Below are 25,594 nucleotides of genomic sequence, written 5' to 3'. Positions count from 1 at the left end.
ATAGTGATGACGGCATCGTAAAGATCACCCACGGGAAAACAACCTCACCCCACGGCAACGGCACTGACAGCCTCTTCCACCTCTTGGAAGGTCGGCATGAGGTCACAGGGAATGCTTTTGCGGCCGATTTCTACACTGACCTGGGGCGCATTCCCTTGCAGGTGCGCGACAATGACGGAACGAACCAGATCAAGATAAGACGCCTCTTCTTCCACAACGCCACCGAGACGGCCTGCAATCGGGGCAACAATGCCATATGCCAGCAGAATACCGAGGAACGTTCCGACAAGCGCACCAGCAATCATCTCGCCCAACACGATAGGAGGCTTGCTGATGGATGCCATAGTCTTGATCACGCCGAGAACGGCAGCAACAATTCCGAGAGCTGGAAGAGCATCGGAAACAGATTGCAGTGCGTGAGGAAGATGCATCTCCTCCCGCAGGTTCTTTTTAAGCTCCCGTCCCATCACGTCGTCCATCTGGAACGGATCTGTCGCATTCATGCCCGCCATACGCAGGTAATCGCAGATGAAGGAACAGACCTGTCCGTTATCGCGAATCTTCGGGAACGCCCCGAAGATTGTACTGCCTTGGGGATCTTCAATATGGCTCTCAATAGCCATCATCCCCTTGCTGGCTGCCAGCTTGGTGACGTGGAATAGCAGTCCCAAAAGTTCAAGATAATCCTGTCGACCGTACTGCGAGCCTTTCATGGCTTTCTTCAAGCCTGCCGGAAGGTGTTTCACAGCGGAAATTGAGTTGGCCATGACAAATGTGCCGATTGCGGCCCCCAGGATCGTCAGGAGCTCAAAGGGCATGGATGTAAGCAATGGACCTATGGCGCCGCCTGATGCCACGAAGGAGCCAAACACGCAGGCCAGAACGACACCAAGGCCGATAAGAATAAACATTCAATATTTCCTGAGTGGCGACTTGATTATGGTTGATCGGGAGACAGAACCAGAACGACGCGTCTGTTCCGTGGACTCAGCGGATTGGCATGATCAAAAAGGTTTCTATCGGCATAGCCGCTAACGGTTTGCAGTCGCCGGTCTGGAAAGCCCGCCTGAACAAGAACATCCCTCGCCGCAACCGCGCGGCTGCTGGACAGGCTCCAGTTGGATGGCAAACCGGCTTTGTAAGGCGCCGCATCCGTGTATCCGGCAATGGAGAGGTGTCCGGGGAGCTTTTCAAGATAAGGAGCGACTAGCTTCAGGAGTTGAAGGGCACGCGGCGTTGGAGTGGCAGAGCCCAGCGAGAACATTGGTTGATGCTCGGAATCTGCAATCTCCACATGCAACCCGTCATCACCAACCTTAACGGAGACCTGATCGCGCACGTCTGCCAGTTGTGACGGGGCATTCAGGGCTCTACTGATCTGATCGGCGGCACTCTGGAAGGCCGGCTTGTGGGGGAATGCCCCTTGGCCGGATACAGGTTCTCCTGGCTCGATCTGCCCCTCGCGCAGAACTACAATCTGTGCGCTGTGCTTTTCCGCATCTTTTTGGGGAAGATGATTCTGTCCTGATGGACCGTCATCTGGATTTGGCCCCGCGGCCTGACCGGGCTTGACCGCCATAGGGCGATCAGAGGACGCAACGGGAGAAAGATCGGGCATGACGCTCAGTTTGGGTGGTGCATCCTGCTGAACTGCTATCGGATTAAAGAAGTTAGCGATGCCCTTACGTTGCTCTTCTGTTGTGGCATTGATGAGCCACATGACCAGAAAGAACGCCATCATGGCCGTCACGAAGTCAGCGTAGGCAATCTTCCAGCTCCCGCCGTGATGGCCACCTTCTACAACTTCAAAACGCTTGATGATGATCCTGCGCTCGTCCTTGCCATTTGCTTTCGACATGCTGCCTCCTGAGAGAGCTCAGTATGGCAACCAAAGGTTAAGGAGAGCTTTAAGTCCGCCCTGGCAACTGCACACCAGACGGCATTTTCACAACGTCAACGCGGTAACACCGCACATTATGGCCATGGCTCTGGCGACACAGCGTGTCCTGATCCAGCACTGCGGGAATGCGGTGAAGCTCTTCAATTTTTAAACCGAGCGGCACCTCAGCAGACGGAAAAGAAAACAGGCTCCACCTTGGATCTGATCCCAGAACTGGAAGGCTGTTCTGTGTCAAAGCGAGTTGAGATGCGAGACCGTACTCTTCAGCCACGAAAGCAGATGCTCCCGTCTCCTGAGCACGAGCGACAAGTTTTTGACTGAAATCGGTCCATCCAGCCGTCTGTCGCTGGATCGGATCTTTAGCGGCGGGAAACGGCAACGGAGAGAAAACGGCCTGCCCATAAACCAGCACGGTCAAGGCTATTCCGCTGATGACCGGCCACCGAACACTCCGACCTGCTTCTATCGCAGCCAAAGCCAGGACGGGATAAACAACAGCCGGCCAGTTTGCCTGCACCCGATCGCCCAGAGCATGCGTGACAAACACAGCGAGAGGCAGAAGGCTTAGCCATGCCAGAAGCCTGTTCCGTTTGATGCACGCCCAGCCACCCAGAGCAAAGAGCCCGAAAACAAGGGGTGTCGCCAGACCAATCTGACCTCCGAGAAGCTCCAACAGAAACTGGAATGCACGAGCCAGATGCCAGTCGCCTGCTCGTCCACCCTGTTTCAGCAGGCTGACCCAATGATGGGATGCATTCCAGAGAAGGACTGGGGCTGTCGTGATGCTCAGAAGCGGAATTGCCAGCCATGGACCAGCTTGTTTCCTGAGCCTCGACGTCGTGAGAACTGCAACCCCAAGGGCTAAACCGATCAGAACAGCAGTATATTTTGAATCGAAGGCGAGACCGAGCAAAACACCCGTTAACAGCCACCAGCCTGTTGTTCTGCTCCTCGACGACGAAACGGCTTTCCCAAGTGCAAAAAGAGACACCGAAACAAAAAATACTAGCGGTGTATCCGGCGTCATGGTCGCCGATCCAAGTCCGAGCATCAGCGTTGCATTCAGGAGAAGAACGGCCTGAAAGCCCGATAACGGCCAAGGGCGGGACGGGAGCAGCAGCTTGGCCGCATGGTACAGCGCCCAGCTTCCCGGAAGAACGGAAAGCGGCCCAAGCAGACGCACCCCCAGAGGCGTGTCACCAGCAAGCCATGTTCCAATTCTGATCCAGAGAGCCACCATGAAAGGATGGTCGAAATAGCCACCCTGAAGATGGCGGGACCACACCCAATAGTAAGCCTCGTCAGGTGTGAGCGGCAAAAATGCTGCCAATCCGAGGCGCGTCACAGTCAGAGCAACAAGAAGCGCCCAGAACAGGCTGGCCTGCTTCTTGAAATTATCAGTCACGTCAGCGCCAGATGAGAGTGGAAGACACAGCATAATTCCAGACGACACCGATCACGGCCCCAGCGGCAGACGCACGGTCCCAGTGCCCATGGCCAACATCGTGCAGCACCATACGGGCCACCCCGATATTAGCGGCCGCCCCGAGAGAACAGACGGCGAAGAAAATAATTAATCCCACCCACATCTTCGCACCCTTCAGGCGGCGGTCATGATAGGTCAGACGGTTGTTGAGCAGGAAATTTGTCAGGATGGCAACGGCCGTTCCAACCAGTTGAGACTGAGAAAAATCCATTCCTCCCAGTCGGGCAATCTGCATCACGGCAACATTCACGACCACGCCAACAAGTCCGACCAGCGCAAATGCCAGAAAACGGGATGGCAGCCAGCCATGCGTGACTTTATCCAGAATCATCATTGCGAACTGGAGAAGAACAACGACATCCAGCTTGCTTTCTCCCGCAAGACGCGGACGGAAAACAAAGGGAACTTCCGTAATCTTCACGGATTTTGGCGCAGACATCGCCAGATCCAGCAGGATCTTGAAGCCGGTTCCGGAAAGTTTTGGAAGAACAGCCTGAAAAAGCTCTCGCCGCATGGCAAAGAACCCGCTCATCGGATCAGTCAGGCGGTGCGGCAAAACCGACTGAGCGGCACGAATGCCGGTGTCTGACAGGAGATGCCGCCAATAACCTGCCAGCCCGGCGTTGTCTCCGCCTTCTACGTGGCGGCTGGCGACAACAATATCGGAGCCGGCATCAAGATCTGCCAGCATTTTGGGCAGAACAGTCTCGTCGTGTTGAAGGTCCCCATCCATGACCGCAACATACGGTGCGCTGGACGACAGAAAACCCTCGATAACAGCGGATGAGAGACCCCGACGTCCTACCCTTTTGATGACCCTTACACGAGGATCATTGTTCGCAACTTTCGAAACGCGCTCGGCAGTTCCGTCCGGGGAGTTGTCATCAACAAAAATGACTTCCCAACGTTCTCCTTCAAGAGCTGCATCCAGAGCCGCGACAAGGGAAACAACATTCTCTGCCTCATTATAGCAGGGAACAACAATGCTGATCCGGGCAGGCAAAAACATCCCAGCGCTAACCGTTGGGGATGCTTCTGCCATCAGATAGGAACTCCAGCCAGATCACGACTGGTATGAATGGTCTGGAGTGTCTGCACCCGCACAACGTGGACACTGTCTGTCAGACGGCGGGTCAGAATGTTCTGGTGGGCAGCATCACGAGCGACGAGACGGACGAGGAAATCTCCTCCGCCACGGATCATGTGACATTCGCGTGTTTCGGGCCAGGCACCCACCTGCGCCTCAAATGCCTCCAGAACACTTCCCTTCTGGCTATCGAGACCGATGAGGGCATAAAAATTGAGCGACCAGCCAAGCAGGGCTGCGTCAACTTCTGCATGATACCCTTTGATGATGCCAAGTTCTTCCAGACGCCTGACACGCCTCAGACAGGGGGGAGCGGAAATACCGGCGCGTTTGGCCAGCTCCACATTGGTCATACGACCGTCTGCCTGAAGCTCGGCGATGATCTGCCGGTCAATGGCATCCAGTTCAACGGGGATGGAAGAGAAAGAAGCGTTCATTTGAATCTGACGTATATGGCAGGTGGCAGCGTCCGCAAAGATGGCACATGCGTCTGAAAGCTCTATATGAGGGGTCAAAACACGGACGAGGATCGATCATGCCTGAAATCCATCATACGGACCTTCTGGTCGTGGGCGCAGGCCCCGCTGGCTACACTGCCGCCATTTATGCCGCACGCGCCAGTCTGAAACCGATTCTCGTGACTGGTCTTCAGCCAGGCGGCCAGTTGACCATCACGACCGACGTTGAAAACTACCCTGGCTTCGCGGCTCCCATTCAGGGCCCCTGGCTGATGGAGCAGATGCGCGAACAGGCTGAACATGTCGGCACACGCCTGATCTATGACCTGATTACCGAGGCAGACCTGAAGAACGGTCCGGCTGCAGATGGATACTTTCATCTGAAAGGCGACTCAGGGGATGAGTTTCTTGCACGTACAGTCGTGATCGCAACGGGCGCCCAGGCCAAATGGCTTGGCCTCGAGTCGGAAAAACGCCTTCAGGCTGGCGGCGTTTCGGCGTGCGCAACCTGTGACGGCTTCTTCTATCGCGGCAAAACGGTTGCGGTCGTGGGTGGCGGCAACACGGCCGTTGAAGAAGCGCTCTATCTGACTCACCACGCTGACAAGGTTCACGTTATTCATCGACGGGACGGTTTCCGGGCTGAACGCATTCTGCAGGAGCGTCTTTTTGCGAATCCGAAAATCGAAGTTCACTGGAATCGTGCTGTCGAAGAAGTTCTTGGTGCCGGAACGCCGGAAGTTGTGTGTGGCGTTCGTCTGAAGAATACTCAGACGGGAGAAAGCGAAACTCTGTCCGTTGATGGCGTGTTCGTCGCCATTGGCCATAGCCCGAATACGGGGCCGTTCCGCCATGAAGTGGCTTGTGACGAAGATGGATATATCATCACGGAAGCCGGTGGAACGCGCACTTCGGTAGAAGGTGTTTTTGCCGCAGGCGACATTCAGGATCGGATTTATCGGCAGGCTGTGACGGCTGCGGGTACAGGCTGCATGGCCGCTCTGGAAGCCGAACGCTACATTTCTGGCATACCTGCTATGACAAAAACTTGACCCTCGTCGCAGGTTCAGACAGTTTCGTCCCTTCAACGACACACCGCTTAAACAACGCCAGGTGACATGGGCAAGAAGGACGAGGACCGACGCGCCAGCGATCGGGGAGACCACCACATGGATTGGGACAAACTGCGTATTTTCCACGCAGTCGCCGAAGCCGGGTCCTTCACCCATGCAGGTGACAGACTTAACCTGAGCCAGTCTGCCGTTTCGCGGCAGATTTCAGCTCTGGAGGAGGTTCTGCGTGTTCCGCTGTTTCATCGGCATGCACGAGGCCTCATCCTGACTGAACAGGGTGAGGTTCTGAATCGCACAGTGCGTGAAGTCTTCTCCAAGCTGGCCCTGACACAGGCATTCCTGAGCGAAAGCAAGGAACGAGCAGCGGGCAAAATAAAGATCACGACAACCACCGGTTTTGGCCTTTGTTGGCTATCTCCGAGGCTGCATCGCTTTCTGGAACTGCACCCTGATATCGAGGTCACGCTTCTTCTTGAAGACGCAGACCTTGATCTGGGAATGCGGGAAGCAGACGTGGCTATTCGCCTGCATCCGCCGACACAGCCAGACCTTGTACAGCGCCATCTGGCCAATTTCCCGATGCCAATTTATGCCAGCCCAGACTATCTGGACCGGTATGGCACGCCGACAAATCTGCAGGAATTAGCGGAACATCAGATCATCGGCTTTGCAGGACGCCACCTGCCATTGCCGAATGTAAACTGGCTTCTGGACCTCCTTCGCCATGAAGGTCTGGCCCATCGGGGAAGCAGGCTGGCCATCAACAACATTGCTGCCGTTGCGACTGCGATTGCTTCAGGCACAGGTATCGGCTCTTTGCCGCTATACACGGCTGCATCCTACCCCAACCTAGTCAGAGTTCTGCCAAATCAGGCCGTTCCGTTGGTCGAGGCTTACTTCGTGTATCCGGAAGAACTGCGGACTTCCAAAAGAATCGCCGTATTCCGAGATTTTCTGCTTTCGGAAATCAGCAGCCTCAAAGGCCAGGAATAAAGCCCATAGAATGCCGCCGCGCTCATCCGCGGCGGCCATGCCCCGTGACGCAAACACGTTGGGCTGCACTGGACCGGAAGACGGCTTCCCCGACAGGCGCAAAGCCATTTCCATGCCTGGAATGCGTGCTCTCTATATTGCTCTTGAGAACAATTAGCCCCAATTGGGAATGATAGCAGGGCGTGACAGTGGCCCGAACTTTCTGATTCTGTAGCATTTTTACTGAATCTGCTTTTTTCAGAGGAGACCCTGAAGCAGCTTTTGCCGAGGACGCCCCGGCACAGCACAGAGCCCCTATAAAAATCGGGATTATCCAGACAGATAATAAAGGGGCTTTCCACATTGCCACACAATAGCGCACGACGCTTCTCAACGCGTGCCTGAAAGCATTAGCTCCGCTTTTCTGCTTCAAAAAGCGGCATCCAGAACACAGGGAACAGAAACTCCTGTCATTCTGCCGTGGCTGACTTGGTCGCGCTTTGATTCACACGCTCACGCAACTCTTTCCCCACTTTAAAGAAGGGAACGCTTTTTTCTTCGACAGAAACAGTGTCTCCAGTGCGTGGATTCCGACCCGTCCGCGCATCTCGGCGCCTAGGAATGAATGCGCCGAACCCGCGAAGTTCAACACGATCACCTCGCGTCAAAGCTGCACTGATTTCGTCAAAAATGGTGTGAACGATCCGTTCGATATCCCGCGCCAGAAGGTGAGGATAAATCGTGGAAAGCTCTGCAATAAGTTCCGATTTGGTCATGACTGCAGCCTATCTGCCTCCGCCCATGAAACTGGCTTGTCAGGGTTGCAGAATCGCAACGGCCCCGTCAAGGCTGCTGAGGGTTAATCGCCCTTCCAGCATCTCCGTAAAGCCTGATCCAAACACGCCTTCGAGCATGGCCCGTTTGCGAGGAAAATCATACCAGTGTCGCTTGGTTACAGAGAGCAACGGCATCACTGGGTACTGTGCGTCTCCAATTTTCAGGCGCTGCCTGAGCCATTGCCGAGCAGTGTCTTCGTCTCCCAATTCGTCGATCAGGCCCAGGCTCAAAGCCTGACGACCCGTATAGGCCCGACCGTCTGCAAGGCTTCGCACCTTGTCTTCAGGCATGTGCCGCCCTTTAACGACCATGGCGACGAACTGATCGAAGAGATCATTGACCAATCCCTGAAGCATCGTGCGCCCTTCTGGCGTCAGATGACTTGTGGGATCAGTCTGATCTTTCATGGCGCCAGACGTAATAGCAGCAACATCAATGCCGACACGCCCTAGCAGCGGAGAAAGATCGGGCCGCTGCAGGATCACACCGATCGAGCCTGTCAGCGTGGAAGGCAATGCCACGATATGCTGTGCTGGAACTGAGAGCATGTAGGCGGCAGACGCGCCCATATCGCCCATCGTGACGACAACAGGCTTTACCTGTGCAAATTTCTCGATCGAATCGTGCAGACGCTCCCCGCCCGTGACACCGCCGCCGGGGCTATCAACAACCAGCAGGAGTCCGGTTACTGAAGAGGACTTCTGTGCTTTACGAAGTGCCGTCGTGATCTGGGAAACGTCATTTCCGATCACGCCGTGAATAACCAAACGCGCAATGTGCGGACGCGCATCTAAACTGGAAACAGTTGAGTGGCTTTTACCAACAGCAATAATAAGCGCTGCAAGGAAAAACAGAAGCGCAGCGCCCCTCCAGAGAAGGAGGCGCTTGCTGTTAGCCATTGATCGGAGAAGCGTCTCTGCCTCTAAACTCATGAAACAGTATTCTCCGACCACATGACAGATAGTGCTTTTTTAGAAAGACAATTCCAGAAAGCCGGGAATTAGTCCTGCTTTTTGGACTGACGCGTCCGGCCAGTTTCTTTCTTGCTTTCGCCTGTTGCGCTGATCTTGCGGCCCAGACCGATTTCGCGAGCCAGAGCCGAGCGACGCTGCGCATAGTTCGGAGCAACCAGCGGATAATCGGACGGAAGACCCCAACGCTCGCGATACTGCTCTGGGGACATATTATAAGCGCTCTGAAGGTGACGCTTGAGCATCTTCAGCTTTTTACCGTCTTCAAGGCAGACGATGTAATCCGGGAATACTGAACGCTTGATCGGCACAGCAGGCTGCGGACGCTCTGGCTGCGGCTCTTCCTGTGGAGCACCAGCATTTGCAAGAGCTTCATAAACCTGGCGGATCAATGCCGGGAGAGACGCCGCATCCACATTACCCTTGGAAACCTGTGCAGCAACGATCTGCGCTGTAAGCTCCAACAGATCCGGGTGGGATGTATTCTCCGACATAATATCTTACCTTCCATTCAAAATAGCATTTTTACTATGCTCAACAGCGTGAAATCATTCTGCCGAGCCTGTTTGCAGAATATATACCCAATACCACCGAGATAGCCACTCAACTTTAATACCAAATTGACCGCACGTTCCTTAAAAAAGAAGTAATCACTTCAGAGCGTGTTTCGGAATTCGCTAATTTTCTTTCCGGGAAGCCTTATGCAAACCGTTGACGCTACACTCTGTTCACCAAGTGATTTTTCAGGATGGCGAACACAATCGCGTAATTTCCTGAGCAAGCGAATCCCGGGGTCTTCGATCACTTGGAGTATTAGAGCACCTGCCGCTCTTTACGCAGCGAAAACAGATCGGGATTTACCTGACACTCCCTCCCCTTTGCGTCTGCCCCGAAAATTTGCGGCCCTGATCCCGTCCGTGTTTGCATCCGATATCCCGGAGAGATTTGATCTTCTCTATCGCGCCCTGGAACATATCCAGGAGCACGGAAGCCCACGTGAGACAGACATCACCCACTTTGAGCAGATTGCCAGCACCGTTCGAGAGCAAATTCTTGAATTGAGGAGCGCGTTCCCAGAGAACCGAATAACAGACTGGCAGATCATTCGAACACGCCAAAAATTACAGCTCATAGACAGTCAGAGATCCCCTCTCATCAGACTGCGGGTTTCCCCTTGGGTGCTCCTTTCAGACGAGACGACACTTTGCTGGGACGGGCACAAGTACCGTGTTGGACCACCTATTGATGAGGCAGGACAATCAGAGGCAGATCTGATTGATCTTGCAAAGAAAGCGGCGACGGCCGGGCAAGACAACGCCTTTTGGGCCAACCCGGCCACAGTGCATGTCACACCTGATCTGGAGGAGATTGAAAAGACGTCCTCTTTGTCAAACCTGCGGTCCCTCGCCGTCGATTGTTCTCTCTGTGATCTTTGCTACCACGCATCACGCACCGTTTCCGGAGAAGGCACGACGCAGGCACAGATCCTCTTTGTCGGCGAACAACCAGGAGATCAGGAAGATCTTCAGGGACGACCGTTTGTTGGCCCAGCCGGACAACTCTTCGAGCGCGCACTTCAGGAAGCCGGAGGCAATCGGGAACAGGCCTGGATCAGTAACGCAGTCAAACATTTCAAATTTGTCCGCCGCGGCGCAAGACGCATTCATCAGACACCCGATGCGACAGACGTAAAATCCTGCGCCCCGTGGATCACAGCTGAACGGCGTATCCTTCAGGCAAAGGTTACAGTTCTGCTCGGCGTGACCGGAGCAAGTTCCGTCCTTGGACGACCAATCACTATTTCACGAGAGCGTTCCCGTTACATAACTTTGGAAGATGGCAGTACTGGCATTGTGACTGTCCATCCCTCTTACCTGCTCAGAATTCCAGATGAGGACAGCAGGACACGTGAATACACAAAATTTGTTGCAGATCTGAGAATGGCCATTTCCGCTCTCGCCTAATTGACAGCTTCAGGAGTAAGAAAGCCGCACAATGAGTGGCAGTACTACGTCAACAGGACGTCCGACTCCGAACAGTTCTCCATCAGGTGCAGGTGCGTCAGCCGCTCTGCGGCCCAGGGTCAAGCTGCCCCTGTCATGGATCTATGCGCCATCAGCAGCGACCCTGACTTTTGCTCTGCGAAATACATTTGCAGCCTGTCTCGCCATCGGAATTGCCTTCTGGATGGAGCTGGACAGTCCTGCATGGGCCGCAATGACTGTCTGGGCTGTTGCACAGGCCACCCGTGGTGAAAGCCAGTCCAAAGCCAAATGGCGTATCATTGGAACAATTACCGGAGCGGTCGCATCTATTGCGTTGATGGCAGCCGCGCCTCAGGCACCCTGGCTCTTCTTTCCCATGATCGCCGTCTGGATTGGCGTGTGCAGCGGGCTCGCAACATTCGTAAGTAACTTCCGCTCTTATGCCCTTGTTCTTGCAGGATATACCTGCTCGATCATTTGTATGGATGCTGCTTCCGATCCGGACAATATCTTCACCGTTGCCGTATCCAGAACCACTTACATTACCCTCGGCGTTCTGTGTGAAGCCTTCATGGGTCTGATCTTTGCCACCACTCAGGAACGGCAGGCCCGGATCCAACTGCGCCAGAAGCTGGAGTCTGCTCTGGTTCTCGTTACGAAGACGCTTACGAGTATTCTCGGTGAGGAGCGCGGCGCCCTGAATGCAGCACGCAGGCAGTTTGGCACTATCCTCAGCATTAACGATCAGATTGAATTTGCAGAAGTCGAGATGGGCCCGCATGGACACGAAGGTGACCATGCCCGTGCCGCTCTTGCCTCCGTATCAGCCCTGCTGTCTCGCGGGTTCGGTATGGCAATGCGCCTGCAACTTCTGAACCATGACCACCCTGCCTTCACGCAGGCCGCTGATGAAATCCTCTCGTTCCTGAAAGATTTCCCGAAGCGTATTGCCAATACTGAATCTGTCCCGGATCTTTTGGCAGAACTCCAGCATCTCCGTGATGTTTGCCGCCTGTATGCTGCCCCTCACCGGATTACCGATCTGGAGAACAGCAATGAACCCATTCCTGGAACAGACCCGTTCGATTTGCGCCTGAATGAGCAGGACACCGAGACACACCTCGATGAACGCGTTCTCTTCATGTCACTTGGGGAGCTACTCGGAGACCTGGAACTTGCCATCAAGGAATACGAGGCCAGCACACACTCTATTCCAGGCGATCATTTTCATTTCCAACGCCAGACTCACCGCGACACACGCGAAGCAATTCATAACGGCCTTCGCGGGGCTTGTGCCGTTCTTGTTACGGCCCTGATTTATGAAGTCACAGCATGGCCAAGCGGACTTGGTTTCATTGCTATCACAACGCTGGTCTGCGGCCTGTTCGCCACTAAAGAAAACCCGGTCCTTGGCACCACGGAGTTTCTGAAAGGTGCTCTGGTCGCTTACGTCGTGGCGTGGATACTTGTCTTTGTCCTCATGCCCAAGGTTACGACCTTCGAGACTTTGGCGCTCTTCCTAGGTCCGGCCATGTTCCTTGGTGGCTTGGCAAAAGGCAATCCGTCCACTGCTGGTGGCGCTGCTGCGTATGGCCTTCTCCTCCCTGCAATGCTTGGGCTGGAGAACCATCACGTCATGAACGAGGTGGCATTTTATAACGGCAATATGGCCGTCGTTATGGCAGTGGGCATCAGCGTTCTCGTTTTCAGGACAGTATTGCCGTTCAACAGTTCTGATGAACGGCTGCGTCTCCGCAGAATTATGCTGGCTGAGTTGCGCGGCCTCGCAGATCCCGCACAGACACCACAAATCAGTATCTGGATCGGCCGTAATACGGATCGCTTCGCGCGTCTGATCCGTCATGCTGGCCCCACCCCTGCTCCGTTGATCGAAGCCTGCATTCTTGGAACGCTCGCCACACTCACGCTCGGTCTGAACATTATTCGCCTGCGAACACTGCTGGACCGCGAATACCTTCCCGACAGCGCACGACGCCCCATTCAATTGGTGCTCCATTACGTCGAACAATCCACACGTCGCCATGATAAAGCGGCCCGCGTTGCCAATGCGGCTGTAAGGCGCCTTCGCGCTCTGGATGAGCATGAGACAGATCTGGTCACGCGACTGGAAATGACGCGGGCGATCACCTACCTCGTTGTTATTGCCTACACGATGCAAACGAACGCCGATTTCCTAGATGCGAGCCGCCCATTTAGAGGCGAGCGTAGTCACCTGAAGGTGCAAGAATCACATTAGGCGATGAGAGGAATGCTCTTTTCGCATTCCTTGGGAATTTTGAATATTACAAAACGATTATAGTGCGCTCTGATGTAATCCAAATACCGCGATACAAACCGCACCCCACGATGGAGAATATTCCTCACAAGGGTTGAGGCCAGATATACAGATCTTAGGAATTATGGCGGAGAGGGTGGGATTCGAACCCACGGTACCCGCGAAGGCACAACGGTTTTCGAGACCGCCCCAATCGACCACTCTGGCACCTCTCCGTACGGTCCACAGAAGCAGACCTGATCGATGGCGCGGCTTATGACTGGCTTTTCAGCATAATGCAAGAGGGAGCCACCATTCTTTCGCCGATAAAGATGGTATGACCTACTCACAATTTGCTGTTTTTGATTGACGGGACAGCCATCTCCTTGTATCGACCCGCCTGTTCTAGCCGTCCCATGTGGTCGGTCAGGAACCAACGATAAGAAGCGACTGGGCTGCGCCAGACCGGGAATACCCCGGCAAAAGCGGCCAAGAGATCGGAACAGCGAGAGTTTCCAGAATGTTTGCAGTCATCCGCACAGGCGGAAAACAGTACCGTGTTGCTCCTGAGAGCATCCTGAAGGTTGAAAAGCTTGAGGCTGAAGCCGGTAGCACCGTGACCTTCTCCGACGTCCTGATGGTCGGCAGCGAAGGCAGCGTGACCGTTGGCGCGCCGCTGGTTGCTGGCGCAACCGTGACGGCCACTGTGGTCGCGCAGGACCGTCTGGCCAAGGTCATCATCTTCAAGAAGCGTCGCCGTCAGAACAGCCGTCGTAAGAATGGCCACCGCCAGCACGTTACCGTGCTGCGCATCGACGCGATCAACGCGGCCTGAAGCCGCACTAGGAAGGATACACAGCCATGGCACAAAAAAAGGCAGGCGGTTCCAGTCGTAACGGGCGCGATAGCGCCGGTCGCCGTCTCGGCGTCAAGAAGTTCGGCGGCGAGAGCGTTCTGGCAGGCAACATCATTGTCCGTCAGCGTGGAACCAAGATGAAGGCTGGCAGCAATGTCGGCATTGGTCGCGATCACACACTGTTCGCCCTTGTGGACGGACACGTGAAGTTCCAGCGTCGCGCCGAAGGCCGCGTCCACGTTTCCGTGGCGCTGCCGGAAGCCGCCGAATAAGTCACCGCGCCCCAAGCGCGAGCGGAAGGGCCGGTCCTCCCAAGGGCCGGCCTTTTTCATATGTTGCGGATAATACGATGAAATTTCTCGACCAGGCCAAGATCTATGTACGTTCCGGCGATGGCGGTGACGGCGTGATCGCCTTCCGTCGGGAAAAGTACGTCGAATTCGGTGGCCCTGACGGTGGTAACGGCGGGCGTGGTGGCGATGTTCTTTTCCGCGCCGTCCCTGCCCTCAATACGCTGATCGACTTCCGATACACACAGCATTTCAAGGCCCGTAAAGGCGGCAACGGCGCAGGGTCCGATAGAACTGGCGCAGCTGCGGAAAACGTTATCATCAATGTGCCCGTCGGCACGCAGATCTTCGATGAAGACCGCGAGACACTCCTTGCGGATCTGGACGAAGACGGCAAGGAAATCCTCCTGTGCCGCGGCGGTGATGGTGGCAGAGGCAATGCCCATTACAAGACCAGCACCAATCGTGCGCCACGCCGAGCCGACAAGGGTTGGCCAGGTGAAGAGCGCTGGGTCTGGCTGCGCCTGAAACTCATTGCGGATGTGGGCCTGGTTGGCCTCCCGAATGCAGGCAAATCTACGCTTCTTTCCGTTGCATCCCGCGCACGACCGAAGATTGCAGACTACCCGTTTACCACTCTGCATCCGCAGCTTGGTGTCGTACGCCTGAATACGACTGAAGAGTTCGTCATTGCGGACATTCCCGGTCTGATCGAGGGCGCAAGCGAAGGCGCAGGCCTTGGGGATCGCTTTCTGGGTCATGTCGAGCGCTGTGCAACGCTGCTTCATCTGATTGATGGAACTGAGTCGCAGATCGTGAAGCACTGGCGCCTGATCCGTAATGAGCTTGAAGCTTATGATCCGGTTCTGGCCGCTAAGCCTGAGATCATTGTGCTTAATAAGTGCGATTCCCTGACTGCCGAACAGAAATCAGCAAAAAAACGGGCTCTTGCAAAAGCATCTGGCGCAGAAGTGCTGACACTCTCCGGCGTGACAGGCGAAGGCCTGCCCGAGTTGCTCCGGCTCCTTCAGGATCGTGTCAATGCAGCAAAGGAAAGCAAGCTGGCATGACCGCCAAGGCCCCTGCCCCTCAACTGGCGCAGGCGCGCCGGATTGTTATCAAGGTTGGAAGCGCTCTTCTTGTTGATGGCGCACAGGCAGCGCTGCGGGCCGACTGGCTGCGAAGTGTCTGTGAGGACATCGCCAGTCTCAGAAAGGCTGGCACTGAAGTGGTTGTCGTATCTTCAGGGGCAATTTCCCTTGCAAGACATCAACTGGGCCTGATGAACCGCCGCCTGCGCCTCGACGAAAAGCAGGCACTTGCTACAGTTGGACAGATTGGTCTCGCTCAGGGCTGGAGTGAGGCTCTTGCCAAGCACGGCCTTGTCGCAGGCCAACTTCTCCTTACGCCTGATGACACGGAAAGCCGCGAGCGGCATCTGAATGCTCGCGCTACACTCCAGACCTTGCTGGACCTTGGCTGCATTCCCGTCATCAATGAAAATGATGCCATCGCTACCTCGGAAATTCGTTTTGGTGACAACGATCGTTTAGGCGCCCGTGTTGCGCAGATGATTGAAGCAGATTGTCTCGTTCTCCTCTCCGACATTGACGGCCTCTACACGGCAGACCCCCGCACGAATCCAGCCGCGCGCCATATTCCGGTCATTGAGCAAGTGACGGACGACATCATGGCCATGGGGGGCGAGCCTCCACCTGGCTACTCGTCTGGCGGGATGCGTACGAAGCTTATGGCGGCGCGAATTGCCAATCGCGCTGGCGCAGCCATGGTCATTGCGGCAGGACAGGCGCAGAATCCCATTCAGAAGCTTCTGGATGGTGGTCTGTGCACTTGGTTCCTTCCCCAGACGGATACGGGATCTGCCCGCAAACGTTGGATCGGAAGCAGCCTGCACCCCAAGGGTTCTCTTGTGATTGATGCGGGAGCGCAGAATGCCCTGATCGTGGGCGCATCACTCCTTCCCGCTGGCGTTACCGCAATTGACGGACATTTCGAGCGCGGCGATCTTGTTTTGATCAAAGATGCGCGGGGAAATGTGTTGGGTCGTGGGCTGGCGTCCTACACCTCCGAAGAGTGCGTAAAGCTTATCGGCCATCACTCGGAAGAAATGGAGCAGCTTTTAGGCTACCGTGGTCGCGATGTTCTGATTCATCGCGATGATCTTGTGCTGGATCAGCACTAAAGCCCTTCCAGCACAAACCGTTCTTAGTCTCTTGGCGGCCACCGGAGCTTTGGCTCCGCGCGGGTCCTAAAGGCCTCGTCATCATCACTTCGGCTGGCTACGGAGCGAGGAGCAAGCTCTTCCCGTTCCCGAGCAGCACGAATTCGCGCCTGCTCACCCTCCCAAGGCGCGCGAGACCAGCTTTTTTTAGCGACCTCAGGTTTCTTGGCTACTCTTCGCAGAGCGTCAGGATCAGCCACCAACGGACCGTCTTCATAGGACGGCCCTTCAGCACGCACGACAGCAGCAGGCTCAAAATAATCCGCTGGTTCAGACGGTACGCGCTCAACCGAGGGCGTTTTCTGAACTGGCGCACGAACACTGTCAGTCCGGCTTTCTTCGGCAGACGGCCGCCCGGCGGCAACCATCCGGTCTGATGGCGGGGCCGTCAGACGCAGAGACAGTGATTGAAGCTCTGCACGCAGTTCTGCAATCTGGAACTCAAGTTCCTGCAACCGTGGCTTAACACCGAAAACGGCAAACGGCATGCAGACCAGTGCCAGGGCGAACAGCCCGGCAATGATCAGCAGAGACATCAATGCCCATGCGGGCAACCATGAAATATCGGGCATCATGCTCCGGTCCGGATATTAAGAGAGCCAGACAATGCGGGTTCGATCCGGAGACGCCGGATTACATGCCAAGAGCGCGGCGATAGATATCAAGAAGCGTTTCCTGCTCTTCCACTTCCGCAGGCTCCTGCTTACGCAGCTTGATGATCTGCTTGATCACCTTCACGTCAAAACCCGCAGACTTGGCTTCAGAGAAAATATCCTTGATGTCACCCGCCAGAGCCTTGCGTTCTTCCTCCAGACGCTCGACCCGCTCAATGATGGAGCGCAGGCGGTCAGCAGCAATGCCACCCGTTGCGGCGCCTTCGATTTTGCTTTCTGCGTCCATGTTCATTTTCCTTTTTCAGGCATAAGTCCGGGGCATCGCAGAGATGCGACACCAGCCGCGCGGCTTATCGCGCCAAGGCTTGGGAGGTCAACGGAATTATGTGCACATTTAGGGAACGCACGCGTTTCCGTGATGCCTCCTCCCGATGTCGTGCATGCCCGTTCCCTTGACATAAAGCCCCTCAGAGCGGAACTAGACCCTGCCTGCAAAGGCCTGAACCCTAAACCCTTTTCCCCCGACAATCCGGGTTCGAGAGGTCAGAGAGCACCCATGGAACACGTCCAGCAAGTCGAACCATTCGACTATGTTATCTTTGGCGCCACCGGCGATCTCACAATGCGCAAGCTTCTGCCTGCGCTTTATAACCGTCTCCGCATGGGACAGATACCAGACGATGCCCGCATCATTGGTACGGCCCGTACGGATATCGACCGGGACGGCTATGTTGCCCGCGCCAAAGAGGCGCTGGAACGCTTCATCCCCGATGATGTCCGGTCTCCGGTCCTCGTAGACCGTTTTCTGGGACTTTTACATTACGTCACACTTGATGGCACGAAGGCCGACAGTGACTGGAGCGCCCTGTCCTCCATTCTCTCCGAAGCCCCGTCTGACCGGATCCGCGTTTATTACTTCGCAACAGCCCCGCAACTGTACGGAAGAATTTGCGAGAACCTGCACGGCCATAGCCTCGTAACGCCTCGTTCGCGCGTCGTGCTGGAGAAGCCGATTGGCACGGACATGGCGACCGCGACTGCCATCAATGACGGCGTGGGCCAGTATTTCCCGGAAAATCAGGTCTATCGTATTGACCATTATCTCGGGAAAGAGACTGTCCAGAACGTTCTGGCTCTTCGTTTTGCCAATCCGATCATGAACGCCGTCTGGTCTGCCGAGCAGATCGAGAGTGTTCAGATCACGGCTGCTGAAACCGTCGGGGTTGAAGGGCGTGCCTCCTACTACGACACGTCAGGTGCCATGCGGGACATGATCCAGAATCATCTCCTGCAGGTGCTGTGTCTGGTCGCAATGGAAGCGCCTGATTCCTTGGAAGCCGATACCGTCCGTAATGCCAAGCTGGCCGTGCTGAACGCACTCCGCCCCATTACGGATGAGACTGTCGCTTCTGAGACCGTCCGCGCGCAGTACACTGCTGGCGTTGTTGGTGGCCAGAGCGTTCCGGGCTATCTGGAAGAGCTGGGACAGCCGAGCAACACGGAAACATACGCCGCAGTGCGTGCCTGGGTTGATACCCCCCGCTGGAAAGGCGTTCCTTTCTATATCCGGACGGCCAAGCGCTCTGCCCGCAAAGTTAGCGAGATCGTTATTCGTTTCCGCTCTGCGCCCACCGCTCTGTTTGGTGCCGCACCAGCAGAAAACCGACTGGTCATTCGCATTCAGCCGAACGAGGGTGTTGAGCTCCAGCTTAACGTCAAGAACCCCGCTCTGGACGCCTATACACTGCGTACGGCAGATCTCGACACGACAATCCGCATGGAAGGTGGCCTGCCCTTCCCGGACTCGTATGAGCGCCTTCTGCTTGACGCGGTGCGTGGGAATCCGGTTCTGTTCATTCGCCGTGACGAAGTTGAAGCGGCATGGCGCTGGGCCGAGCCTGTGCTCAAGGCCTGGAGCGAGAACAAGGTGCCGATGCAGACTTATAGCGCCGGGTCTTACGGTCCGGAGAAATCTGCAACGCTGCTCGCCGACAAGGGCGACAAGTGGCACGAAGACATGGAGTAATTGCTTTTGACTGACCCCGCGAACGCGAAGCCCCGTTTTACACGGGGCACACGGCGTCCGCCCCGTACACTCAAACAGCATCTGATGCGCCGGCTCCTGATTGTGGTGCCGGCGTTTCTGCTGATGTTCGTGGTCGTTCGTTCCGGACTTCTGGATTTTTCCTACGACAAGTTCACGTTCAACAAGCTGAGCTGGTTCGATAATACAGCCCTTGTGGAACATCTGCGGCTTGTCGTGACCAACGACGGACTGACGGACATGCCCAAGCGTTGTCTCGTATTCGTCGTGAATGGCAATGCTGCCGAGAATAATCCGGACATTGATGTTCTGGGACGCCACGGCAATGGCTGCCCCGGAGACAAGCCGTCAGCTGACAAACTGTTCAGCCTGAAGGTTGATCGCAGCGCACGCACGATTCAAACCGATGCAGGAACGCCTGGTACGTTCCACGAACTGCGGCTTTAAATCTTCTGCTCAGGAAGGTCGTGATCCGGCCTTCCTGAAAGCCTCGCGTAAAAATACGCCCCCTTCCCGCAATGCCGTCCGCCCATCCCTGAACAGGGCATACCCGTTCAGAAAGCCATGAATCATGCGTGGAAACACCCGGTATTTGACGGACACTCCAGCCTCTCTGAGCAATCGCGTGTAAAGTTCACCTTCTCCACGCAAAGGGTCAAAACCAGCCGTCACGATCATCGCTTGAGGAAGGTCAGTCAGATGATCCGCAAAGACAGGCGAGAATTCCGGATCGCAAAGCTGATCGGGCGATGAGAGCGTCTGAGAACAGTACCAATACAGAAGGTCTGTCGTCAGCATGTAACCCTCCGCGTAATCATGCCGGGATAAAGGAATGACCGGGCCACTCAGGGCTGGGTAATAAAGAAGCTGGGCAGCCAGCTGCAGACCGGGCTGTGAGCGACTCCATTGCGCCAGCACTGCTGACAGATTTCCACCAGCACTATCCCCTGCCACAGCAATCGGCAGGTCCGGCGCCGCCAGTTTAAGCCACTGTAGGGCTGCCTGCGCGTCTCTTAAACCTGCCGGGAACCGATGTTCCGGTGCCAGACGGTAATCGAGAGACAGGACCATCGCGCCTGAAGACGCAGCCAGACGGCAACAGATTCCGTGATGTGACGTCGTATCGCAGTGGACGAATCCGCCACCGTGCAGGAACAGCACCACGCCCGATACTATCCCTCTTGGCCGATACAGGCGTGCAGGTCGCAGGCCTTCTCCGCCGGGAACCCTGATGTCTACCCATTTGCGGATCCGCAGCGATGACAGGCATTGCGGAAAGCTGGGGCGCCCGGTGATCTTCCGTATCTGCTTCAGCACATCTGGCGACGGGGCCGGACCAGGGATCTCTGGAACCACCTCAACAGGCACTGCCGGACGTACAACACCTCGGCGGCGAGCCTGCCATGCGAGCCAAGCAAGAAACAGCCTCAGGGCAAATACTGGTTTCATTCCAGCATCATGCCGCGAAACAAGAACAAAGTCTGCCCTTGACCCGCAAACGCTCCCGGCGCAAGGTCCGCACCGCCAGACGGCTGGACGGTCGCTGTGATTGGGATGAGGATCCCCGTCATGGAGGAAAGTCCGGGCTCCATGGGACAACGGTACCGGCTAACAGCCGGCGGGGGCGACCCTAGGGACAGTGCCACAGAAAACAGACCGCCCGCCGGACTGTTCCTTCTTGGAATACGTCGCGGGTAAGGGCGAAACGGTGTGGTAAAAGCACACCGCGATGCCGGCAACGGCGTCGGTCACGGTAAACCCTACCGGGAGCAAAACCGAATAGGAACGGCAGGCTGTCGCAAGGCAGCCGGGAGCGTCTCACTCCGTCGTTCGGGTTGGTTGCGTGAGGCATGCAGCGATGCATGTCCCAGAGGAATGATCGTCCCGCCTTTGGCGGACAGAACCCGGCTTACAGGCCGTCTGGCACCTCTGATAAAAAACGTTCTCCAGTAATTCTCAAAAGCTACACCATGAGAACATAAAGGGAACAAATAACGGCAGGTATAGATCTCGCCGTGCGATTATCCCTGATAATTCCTAACAAACAGCAAAAAATCGCGTCACAATTTCCACTATGAAAATAGCCGCAGTTTTCTGCGGTTTTTCGCAGATATATGTTTGACGTCCCATGAAATCCCATGGTATCCCAAGAAAGAACAGAGAAATACCTGATCACCTTGCGCAAGTCCTGAAGTGAAGGGAGGCACATCATCAATGAGCATGTTCCTCGGCACACATCAGAACCGCTTTGACGCCAAGGGACGTGTTTCCATTCCGGCCCCCTTCCGATCCGCTCTCAGAACGCAAGCTCAGCCTGGCGAAGCGCTGGTCATTCTTCGGCCCTCACATCTTCATCCGTGCATCGAAGCCTGGACGTCCGCCGCTTTCGCCTCTCTGGCGCAGCCTCTGGACGAATACGATCCGTTCTCTGAAGACCACGAAGATCTAGCTGCAAGCCTCTATGCAGATGCATATCCGCTCGACAGCGACAAGGAAGGCCGGATCATTCTTCCCGACGTTCTGCGCGCCCATGCATCGTTAAGCGACGAAGTGTCCTTCATGGGACTGGGTCGCGTTTTCCAGATCTGGAATCCGGCAGCAGCAGCAGAACGTCGTCACCAGGCCCGCGCACGGGCAAAAGAACTTACCAGCAGCCGCAAACCGGCCACCGGAGATGCGGCATGAACGCAATCACGCTCGTCCATCAAGGACATGTTCCCGTCATGCTGAAGGAGGTGCTCAAAGCACTTTCTCCGCGTGAAGGCGGCCGGTATCTGGATGGGACATTTGGTGGCGGCGGTTACGCACGCGCCATACTCAACAGCGCAGATTGCACCCTGCACGGCATTGACCGTGACCCGACTGCGATTGCCCGTGGTGAAGCCATGGCCGAGCAGGCCAATGGTCGACTGTTCATGCATCAGGGAACCTTCGGAGATATGGAAGCGCTTGTGGGTCAGGACGGACCGTTTGACGGCATCGTTCTGGATCTCGGCGTTTCTTCCTTCCAGATTGATCAGGCTGAACGCGGCTTTTCTTTCCGTAATGATGGTCCGCTGGATATGCGCATGGGGGACGAAGGCCCCTCTGCTGCCGATCTGGTGAACTCCATGAAGGAAGGTGATCTGGCGGATGTTCTCTATCGTTATGGCGAAGAGAAGCTGTCCCGTCGCATCGCACGCGCCATTGTGGCAGCCCGCGCGGAAGAACCCATTACGACTACGGGCCGCCTCGCCCATATCGTTCGGTCCTGCGTCCCCAAAGACCGCTCCAAGATCGATCCCGCTACACGCAGCTTTCAGGGTCTCCGGATTGCTGTGAATGACGAGCTGGGCGAACTGGAACGTGCGCTGGAGGCAGCCCCTCGCCTTCTGGCTCCAGGCGGCGTGTTCGTTGTTGTGACCTTCCATTCCCTTGAAGATCGTCTGGCCAAGCGCGCCATGGCGGAACTGGCAGGACGTACTGCCAATCCGTCCCGCTATGACCCGGCGCCCGTCCGGAAAGAGCCTTCGGCTTTTTCTCTCCTGTATTCCCGCCCCCTGCCTGCCACGGAAGAGGAAGCGCGGGATAACCCCAGAGCACGCAGCGCCCGGTTGCGCGCCCTGGTTCGTAATTCCGCCCCACAACCGCCCGCCTCAGGAAACCGAGCATGATCCGGCCCTTCACCATCGCCTGCGCTGTTCTCGCCGCAGGGTCTGGCCTGTTTCTCTACACCAAGAAGCATGAGACGACGGTCCTCGACCAGAAGATCACCAAGGTGGTCCAGGAAACGCAGAAAGTCCGCGCGCAGACAGCCATGATGCGCACGGAATGGGCCCTGTTGAACCAGCCGGATCGCCTGAACACCCTGGCAGCGCGCTTTCTTCCCGACCTTCACCCTATGGCCCCGGATCAGTTCATCCGAATGGCCAGTCTTGAAGCACGCCTTCCAAACCCGGGCTCTCGCCCTGTTCCAACAGATCCGCGAGAAAGCCTGCATGAAGTCGTCAACCGTGCGGCGACCGAGGCACATCTTCCGCTCCCGGCTCCTCCGGTTGTTCACCCAGTTGCGCCTGTTCAGCATGCTCCGGTTATTGCTGCAGCCACGCCTGCAGCTCCCACACCTCATGTCATGACAGCCCATACCGTCACGACGCATGTTGCTCACCCTCATGCTGACCGGATTGTCCATTCCCCAGACATGGATCTGGCCTCTGCTCGCCCTGTGACGCCGCATGTCAGTGCGACAACCCGTTCGGACGTGACGCCGACCGTTCGTCTTGTGAGCTATCATGGCGCACGCCCGACACCACTGGTCGCTGCTGCGTGGCACACACAACCCGTTCATCAGGTTCGTGAGGCGTCCTTGACCCGCGTTGCAGAAGAGCGCCCACGCCCGCACCATCATGCCAGCTCTGCGCTGGGAAATGACGAAGACGCATTGCCCCCGCCAGTTCCGTTGGCTAACTGAGACCCTTTCTTCTTTATTAACTGCTCGTTCAGTATTTTCCGGATAGCTTCGGGCGAGCACCTTAGACAGGACGCAACGCCGCACGATGCCCCAGGACGTGCCACCCCCATCAGGTTCGCGTCGCGCAGCGCGCCCGGGCAAACGGGCAGAGCGGCGCGACTCACAGACGGCAGTGCGAACGCCTTCCCGCCGTCTTAATCTGGATCAGATGCATAGTCGCCTTCTGGGCGTTGGCATGGGTTTTCTGGCCATTTATGGCGCAGTTGCCCTCAAAGCCACGTTCGCAACGGTGCTGATGCCTATGGAGCCCGAGAAGCGCCAGATCGCACCTCAGGTTCCAGAAATTCCGAAAAGCGATCCACGTGGTGAAATGGCAGGCGATTTCGTCCTGCCTACAGTCAAACGCGCCACCATTACCGACCGTAACGGGCAGGCCCTGGCGCTATCTCTTCCCGTCGCGCAGGTTTATGCCAATCCGATGGAACTGATTGATCCAGAAGACGCGACAAAGAAGCTTAAAACCGTTCTGCCCAAACTGGATGAAGCAGAAACTGTTCGTCGCCTCTCGCTGAAGAAGCAGTTCGTTTACATTGCCCGCGATATTTCCCCCGTGCAGGAAATCGCAATCAATAACCTCGGTATTCCCGGCATCTATTTTGAGGCCGGTGAGCGCCGTCATTATCCTCTTGGCCGGACCGCAGCCCAGATCATGGGCAGCGTGGATATTGATGATCATGGCATCGCAGGCGTGGAGCGCTTTTTTGATCAGCGCCTGAATTCGGACCGCACACCACTGCGCCTCTCTCTGGATGTTCGCGTTCAGGCCGTGGCACATGATGAGTTGCAGGCTGCCAAGGATGAATTCTCGGCAATCGGCGCTTCGGCCATTGTCATGGATGTTCGGACGGGTGAAATTCTCGCCATGGTCAGTCTTCCTGACTATGACGCCAATGAATTCAACCATGCACCAAACGATGCCCGCTTTAACCGGGCCGTGACAGGCATGTATGAGCCGGGCTCGACTTTCAAGCTTCAAACGGCGGCCATGGGTCTCCAGCTTGGCGTAGTTCATATCTGGGATCGGTTTTCGACCATTCCTATCCGGGTTGGTCGCTTCACCATCCGCGATATGAAGACTGATCATTTTGCACCATGGCTGTCTCTGCCGGGTGTGCTGGCCTATTCGTCCAACCCGGCCGCAGCCCATATTGCCCTGGATGTGGGCGCCCAGCGCCAGCAGGACTGGCTGCGAAACATGGGCTTCTTCAACCGCGTCCCGGTTGAGCTTCCAGAAGCCGGACGTCCACTTGTACCGGCCTCGAAAAACTGGGGACTTTCCACCGTCATGACTGTTGGCTTCGGTCATGGTGTGGCTGAGCCTCCGCTGGCCATTGTCCGTGGCACAGCGGCGACCGTGAATGGTGGCATTCTTTTGAAGCCCACACTGGTGGCTCGGGATCAGCAGGACGAGAGCCAGACACCTGATGCCAAGGTGCGTCCTGTCGCTTACAAGCCCGACGAAGCGGATAGTGGTGATGACATTGGCGCACAGACACCTGTCGGAACACGGGTTCTGTCAGAGAAAACCTCTGCCCTGCTACGCAAACTGCTGCGTCTTGACGTTACCCTGGGAAGCGGCAAATCGGCTGAAGTTCCGGGCTATTACGTGGGTGGCAAAACAGGCACGGCTGAAAAGATCGGTGCTCATGGTGGATACCTGAAACACGTCAACGTTTCGGCCTTCACCAGTGTTTTCCCGATGAACAACCCGCATTATGCGGTGTATGTCATGCTCGATAGCCCACAGGGCACTGCAGCCACACATGGCTGGACCACTGCTGCATGGAACGCAGCGCCAACCGTCAAGAAGATCATTTCCCGTGTTGGGCCTATCCTGAACCAGTTCCCGGATACGGCCAACAAAGACGCCATTGACGCGTCTCTTTCCATCCCCATGAATCCGTCCGTGCCAGCGGGCTATCGTGCCCTTGGCCCTGGCAATGATCCTGGGGATCCGCGCAATCAGGCGCACACTCCCAAGACACAGCACTGAG

At 56.2% G+C, this 25,594-nt stretch carries 26 protein-coding genes, 1 tRNA gene and 1 other RNA gene; 16 read left to right on the top strand and 12 right to left on the bottom strand.

The window, feature by feature from the left end:
• Window positions 1-44: 44 nt before the first annotated feature.
• From motA to ABF979_RS06425, 5 genes are read right to left on the bottom strand one after another with little or no spacing between them, the layout of a single operon-like run.
• Entirely contained in the window at window positions 45-911 is an 867-nt protein-coding gene (gene motA, locus ABF979_RS06445; protein WP_415558610.1) for a flagellar motor stator protein MotA, read from the bottom strand.
• A 26-nt stretch (window positions 912-937) separates the two neighbouring features.
• Window positions 938-1,858: a flagellar motor protein MotB gene (locus tag ABF979_RS06440; RefSeq protein ID WP_415558608.1), complete on the bottom strand. Its 921-nt coding sequence runs from the start codon at window positions 1,856-1,858 to the stop codon at window positions 938-940.
• A 49-nt stretch (window positions 1,859-1,907) separates the two neighbouring features.
• The gene (locus ABF979_RS06435; RefSeq protein ID WP_415558607.1) at window positions 1,908-3,305 is read right to left on the bottom strand and encodes an ArnT family glycosyltransferase; all 1,398 of its coding nucleotides are present in this window, start codon (window positions 3,303-3,305) and stop codon (window positions 1,908-1,910) included.
• A 1-nt stretch (window position 3,306) separates the two neighbouring features.
• Window positions 3,307-4,428 (bottom strand): glycosyltransferase family 2 protein, encoded by a 1,122-nt coding sequence (locus ABF979_RS06430; protein WP_415558605.1) that lies wholly within the window; start codon window positions 4,426-4,428, stop codon window positions 3,307-3,309.
• Window positions 4,428-4,910, bottom strand: a complete 483-nt coding sequence (locus tag ABF979_RS06425) for an Lrp/AsnC family transcriptional regulator (RefSeq protein ID WP_046902047.1) — start codon at window positions 4,908-4,910, stop codon at window positions 4,428-4,430. The genes ABF979_RS06430 and ABF979_RS06425 overlap by 1 nt, the downstream gene beginning before the upstream one ends.
• Window positions 4,911-5,008: 98 nt before the next feature.
• Here ABF979_RS06425 and trxB point away from each other — a divergent pair, with 98 nt between their 5' ends.
• The 3 genes from trxB to ABF979_RS06410 all read left to right on the top strand — a co-directional run bounded on the left by trxB (window position 5,009) and on the right by ABF979_RS06410 (window position 7,154).
• Entirely contained in the window at window positions 5,009-5,983 is a 975-nt protein-coding gene (trxB, locus tag ABF979_RS06420; RefSeq protein WP_211502773.1) for a thioredoxin-disulfide reductase, read from the top strand.
• Window positions 5,984-6,100: 117 nt separating this feature from the next.
• A complete protein-coding gene (locus ABF979_RS06415) occupies window positions 6,101-6,997 on the top strand; it encodes a LysR family transcriptional regulator (protein WP_046901392.1) in 897 nt (298 codons plus the stop codon).
• 10 nt (window positions 6,998-7,007) lie between these two features.
• Complete coding sequence (locus tag ABF979_RS06410; protein WP_415558603.1) at window positions 7,008-7,154, top strand: hypothetical protein; 147 nt, start codon at window positions 7,008-7,010, stop codon at window positions 7,152-7,154.
• Between the two features lie 292 nt (window positions 7,155-7,446).
• On the opposite strand, the gene ABF979_RS06405 is transcribed toward ABF979_RS06410, so the two are convergent.
• The 3 genes from ABF979_RS06405 to ABF979_RS06395 form a co-directional block, all read right to left on the bottom strand.
• Complete coding sequence (locus tag ABF979_RS06405) at window positions 7,447-7,752, bottom strand: integration host factor subunit beta (RefSeq protein ID WP_415558602.1); 306 nt, start codon at window positions 7,750-7,752, stop codon at window positions 7,447-7,449.
• A 39-nt stretch (window positions 7,753-7,791) separates the two neighbouring features.
• Window positions 7,792-8,745, bottom strand: a complete 954-nt coding sequence (gene sppA, locus ABF979_RS06400) for a signal peptide peptidase SppA (RefSeq protein WP_415558600.1) — start codon at window positions 8,743-8,745, stop codon at window positions 7,792-7,794.
• A 68-nt stretch (window positions 8,746-8,813) separates the two neighbouring features.
• The gene (locus ABF979_RS06395) at window positions 8,814-9,278 is read right to left on the bottom strand and encodes a MucR family transcriptional regulator (RefSeq protein ID WP_086634139.1); all 465 of its coding nucleotides are present in this window, start codon (window positions 9,276-9,278) and stop codon (window positions 8,814-8,816) included.
• A 423-nt stretch (window positions 9,279-9,701) separates the two neighbouring features.
• Between ABF979_RS06395 and ABF979_RS06390 the strand changes: the two genes are divergently transcribed.
• Window positions 9,702-10,748: a UdgX family uracil-DNA binding protein gene (locus ABF979_RS06390; RefSeq protein ID WP_415558598.1), complete on the top strand. Its 1,047-nt coding sequence runs from the start codon at window positions 9,702-9,704 to the stop codon at window positions 10,746-10,748.
• 31 nt (window positions 10,749-10,779) lie between these two features.
• The gene (locus ABF979_RS06385) at window positions 10,780-13,026 is read left to right on the top strand and encodes an FUSC family protein (protein ID WP_202207312.1); all 2,247 of its coding nucleotides are present in this window, start codon (window positions 10,780-10,782) and stop codon (window positions 13,024-13,026) included.
• A 164-nt stretch (window positions 13,027-13,190) separates the two neighbouring features.
• Here the strand turns inward: ABF979_RS06385 and ABF979_RS06380 are convergent.
• A tRNA-Ser gene (locus tag ABF979_RS06380) sits at window positions 13,191-13,280 on the bottom strand.
• Between the two features lie 284 nt (window positions 13,281-13,564).
• On the opposite strand from ABF979_RS06380, the gene rplU reads away from it, so the two are divergent.
• The 4 genes from rplU to proB all read left to right on the top strand — a co-directional run bounded on the left by rplU (window position 13,565) and on the right by proB (window position 16,393).
• A complete protein-coding gene (rplU, locus tag ABF979_RS06375; RefSeq protein WP_046901386.1) occupies window positions 13,565-13,879 on the top strand; it encodes a 50S ribosomal protein L21 in 315 nt (104 codons plus the stop codon).
• 26 nt (window positions 13,880-13,905) lie between these two features.
• The gene (gene rpmA / locus ABF979_RS06370) at window positions 13,906-14,172 is read left to right on the top strand and encodes a 50S ribosomal protein L27 (RefSeq protein WP_046901385.1); all 267 of its coding nucleotides are present in this window, start codon (window positions 13,906-13,908) and stop codon (window positions 14,170-14,172) included.
• A gap of 77 nt (window positions 14,173-14,249) precedes the next feature.
• Window positions 14,250-15,260, top strand: a complete 1,011-nt coding sequence (gene obgE / locus ABF979_RS06365) for a GTPase ObgE (RefSeq protein ID WP_064273106.1) — start codon at window positions 14,250-14,252, stop codon at window positions 15,258-15,260.
• A complete protein-coding gene (proB, locus tag ABF979_RS06360) occupies window positions 15,257-16,393 on the top strand; it encodes a glutamate 5-kinase (RefSeq protein ID WP_202207311.1) in 1,137 nt (378 codons plus the stop codon). Before obgE ends, proB begins: the two co-directional genes overlap by 4 nt.
• A 23-nt stretch (window positions 16,394-16,416) precedes the next feature.
• On the opposite strand, the gene ABF979_RS06355 is transcribed toward proB, so the two are convergent.
• Entirely contained in the window at window positions 16,417-17,007 is a 591-nt protein-coding gene (locus ABF979_RS06355) for a hypothetical protein (protein WP_202207310.1), read from the bottom strand.
• A gap of 58 nt (window positions 17,008-17,065) precedes the next feature.
• The gene (locus tag ABF979_RS06350; RefSeq protein WP_007283547.1) at window positions 17,066-17,332 is read right to left on the bottom strand and encodes a DUF2312 domain-containing protein; all 267 of its coding nucleotides are present in this window, start codon (window positions 17,330-17,332) and stop codon (window positions 17,066-17,068) included.
• A gap of 270 nt (window positions 17,333-17,602) precedes the next feature.
• Between ABF979_RS06350 and zwf the strand changes: the two genes are divergently transcribed.
• Together zwf and ABF979_RS06340 are read left to right on the top strand one after the other, a co-directional pair.
• Window positions 17,603-19,072 carry a glucose-6-phosphate dehydrogenase gene (gene zwf, locus ABF979_RS06345; RefSeq protein WP_415558596.1) on the top strand — a complete coding sequence of 490 codons (1,470 nt, stop codon included), beginning with the start codon at window positions 17,603-17,605 and terminating at the stop codon, window positions 19,070-19,072.
• A gap of 6 nt (window positions 19,073-19,078) precedes the next feature.
• Entirely contained in the window at window positions 19,079-19,537 is a 459-nt protein-coding gene (locus ABF979_RS06340) for a hypothetical protein (RefSeq protein WP_415558594.1), read from the top strand.
• A 9-nt stretch (window positions 19,538-19,546) separates the two neighbouring features.
• Here ABF979_RS06340 and ABF979_RS06335 read toward each other — a convergent pair whose 3' ends face one another.
• Window positions 19,547-20,539 (bottom strand): alpha/beta hydrolase, encoded by a 993-nt coding sequence (locus ABF979_RS06335; protein WP_415558592.1) that lies wholly within the window; start codon window positions 20,537-20,539, stop codon window positions 19,547-19,549.
• Window positions 20,540-20,614: 75 nt separating this feature from the next.
• On the opposite strand from ABF979_RS06335, the gene rnpB reads away from it, so the two are divergent.
• From rnpB to ABF979_RS06310, 5 genes are all read left to right on the top strand, one after another.
• An RNA gene (gene rnpB / locus ABF979_RS06330) (RNase P RNA component class A) lies at window positions 20,615-21,018 on the top strand.
• Between the two features lie 286 nt (window positions 21,019-21,304).
• Window positions 21,305-21,775, top strand: a complete 471-nt coding sequence (mraZ, locus tag ABF979_RS06325; protein WP_046901379.1) for a division/cell wall cluster transcriptional repressor MraZ — start codon at window positions 21,305-21,307, stop codon at window positions 21,773-21,775.
• Window positions 21,772-22,743 carry a 16S rRNA (cytosine(1402)-N(4))-methyltransferase RsmH gene (gene rsmH / locus ABF979_RS06320; RefSeq protein WP_415558590.1) on the top strand — a complete coding sequence of 324 codons (972 nt, stop codon included), beginning with the start codon at window positions 21,772-21,774 and terminating at the stop codon, window positions 22,741-22,743. The genes mraZ and rsmH overlap by 4 nt, the downstream gene beginning before the upstream one ends.
• Window positions 22,740-23,540, top strand: a complete 801-nt coding sequence (locus ABF979_RS06315; RefSeq protein WP_415558588.1) for a hypothetical protein — start codon at window positions 22,740-22,742, stop codon at window positions 23,538-23,540. The genes rsmH and ABF979_RS06315 overlap by 4 nt, the downstream gene beginning before the upstream one ends.
• Window positions 23,541-23,625: 85 nt before the next feature.
• Window positions 23,626-25,593 carry a peptidoglycan D,D-transpeptidase FtsI family protein gene (locus tag ABF979_RS06310; RefSeq protein WP_415558586.1) on the top strand — a complete coding sequence of 656 codons (1,968 nt, stop codon included), beginning with the start codon at window positions 23,626-23,628 and terminating at the stop codon, window positions 25,591-25,593.
• Window position 25,594: the final 1 nt, after the last annotated feature.

Origin of the sequence: Gluconobacter sp. (assembly GCF_047723935.1) — a bacterium.
In the GTDB taxonomy this organism is placed as follows: Bacteria; Pseudomonadota; Alphaproteobacteria; order Acetobacterales; family Acetobacteraceae; genus Gluconobacter.
This window is presented reverse-complemented; position numbering and strand designations above follow the sequence as displayed.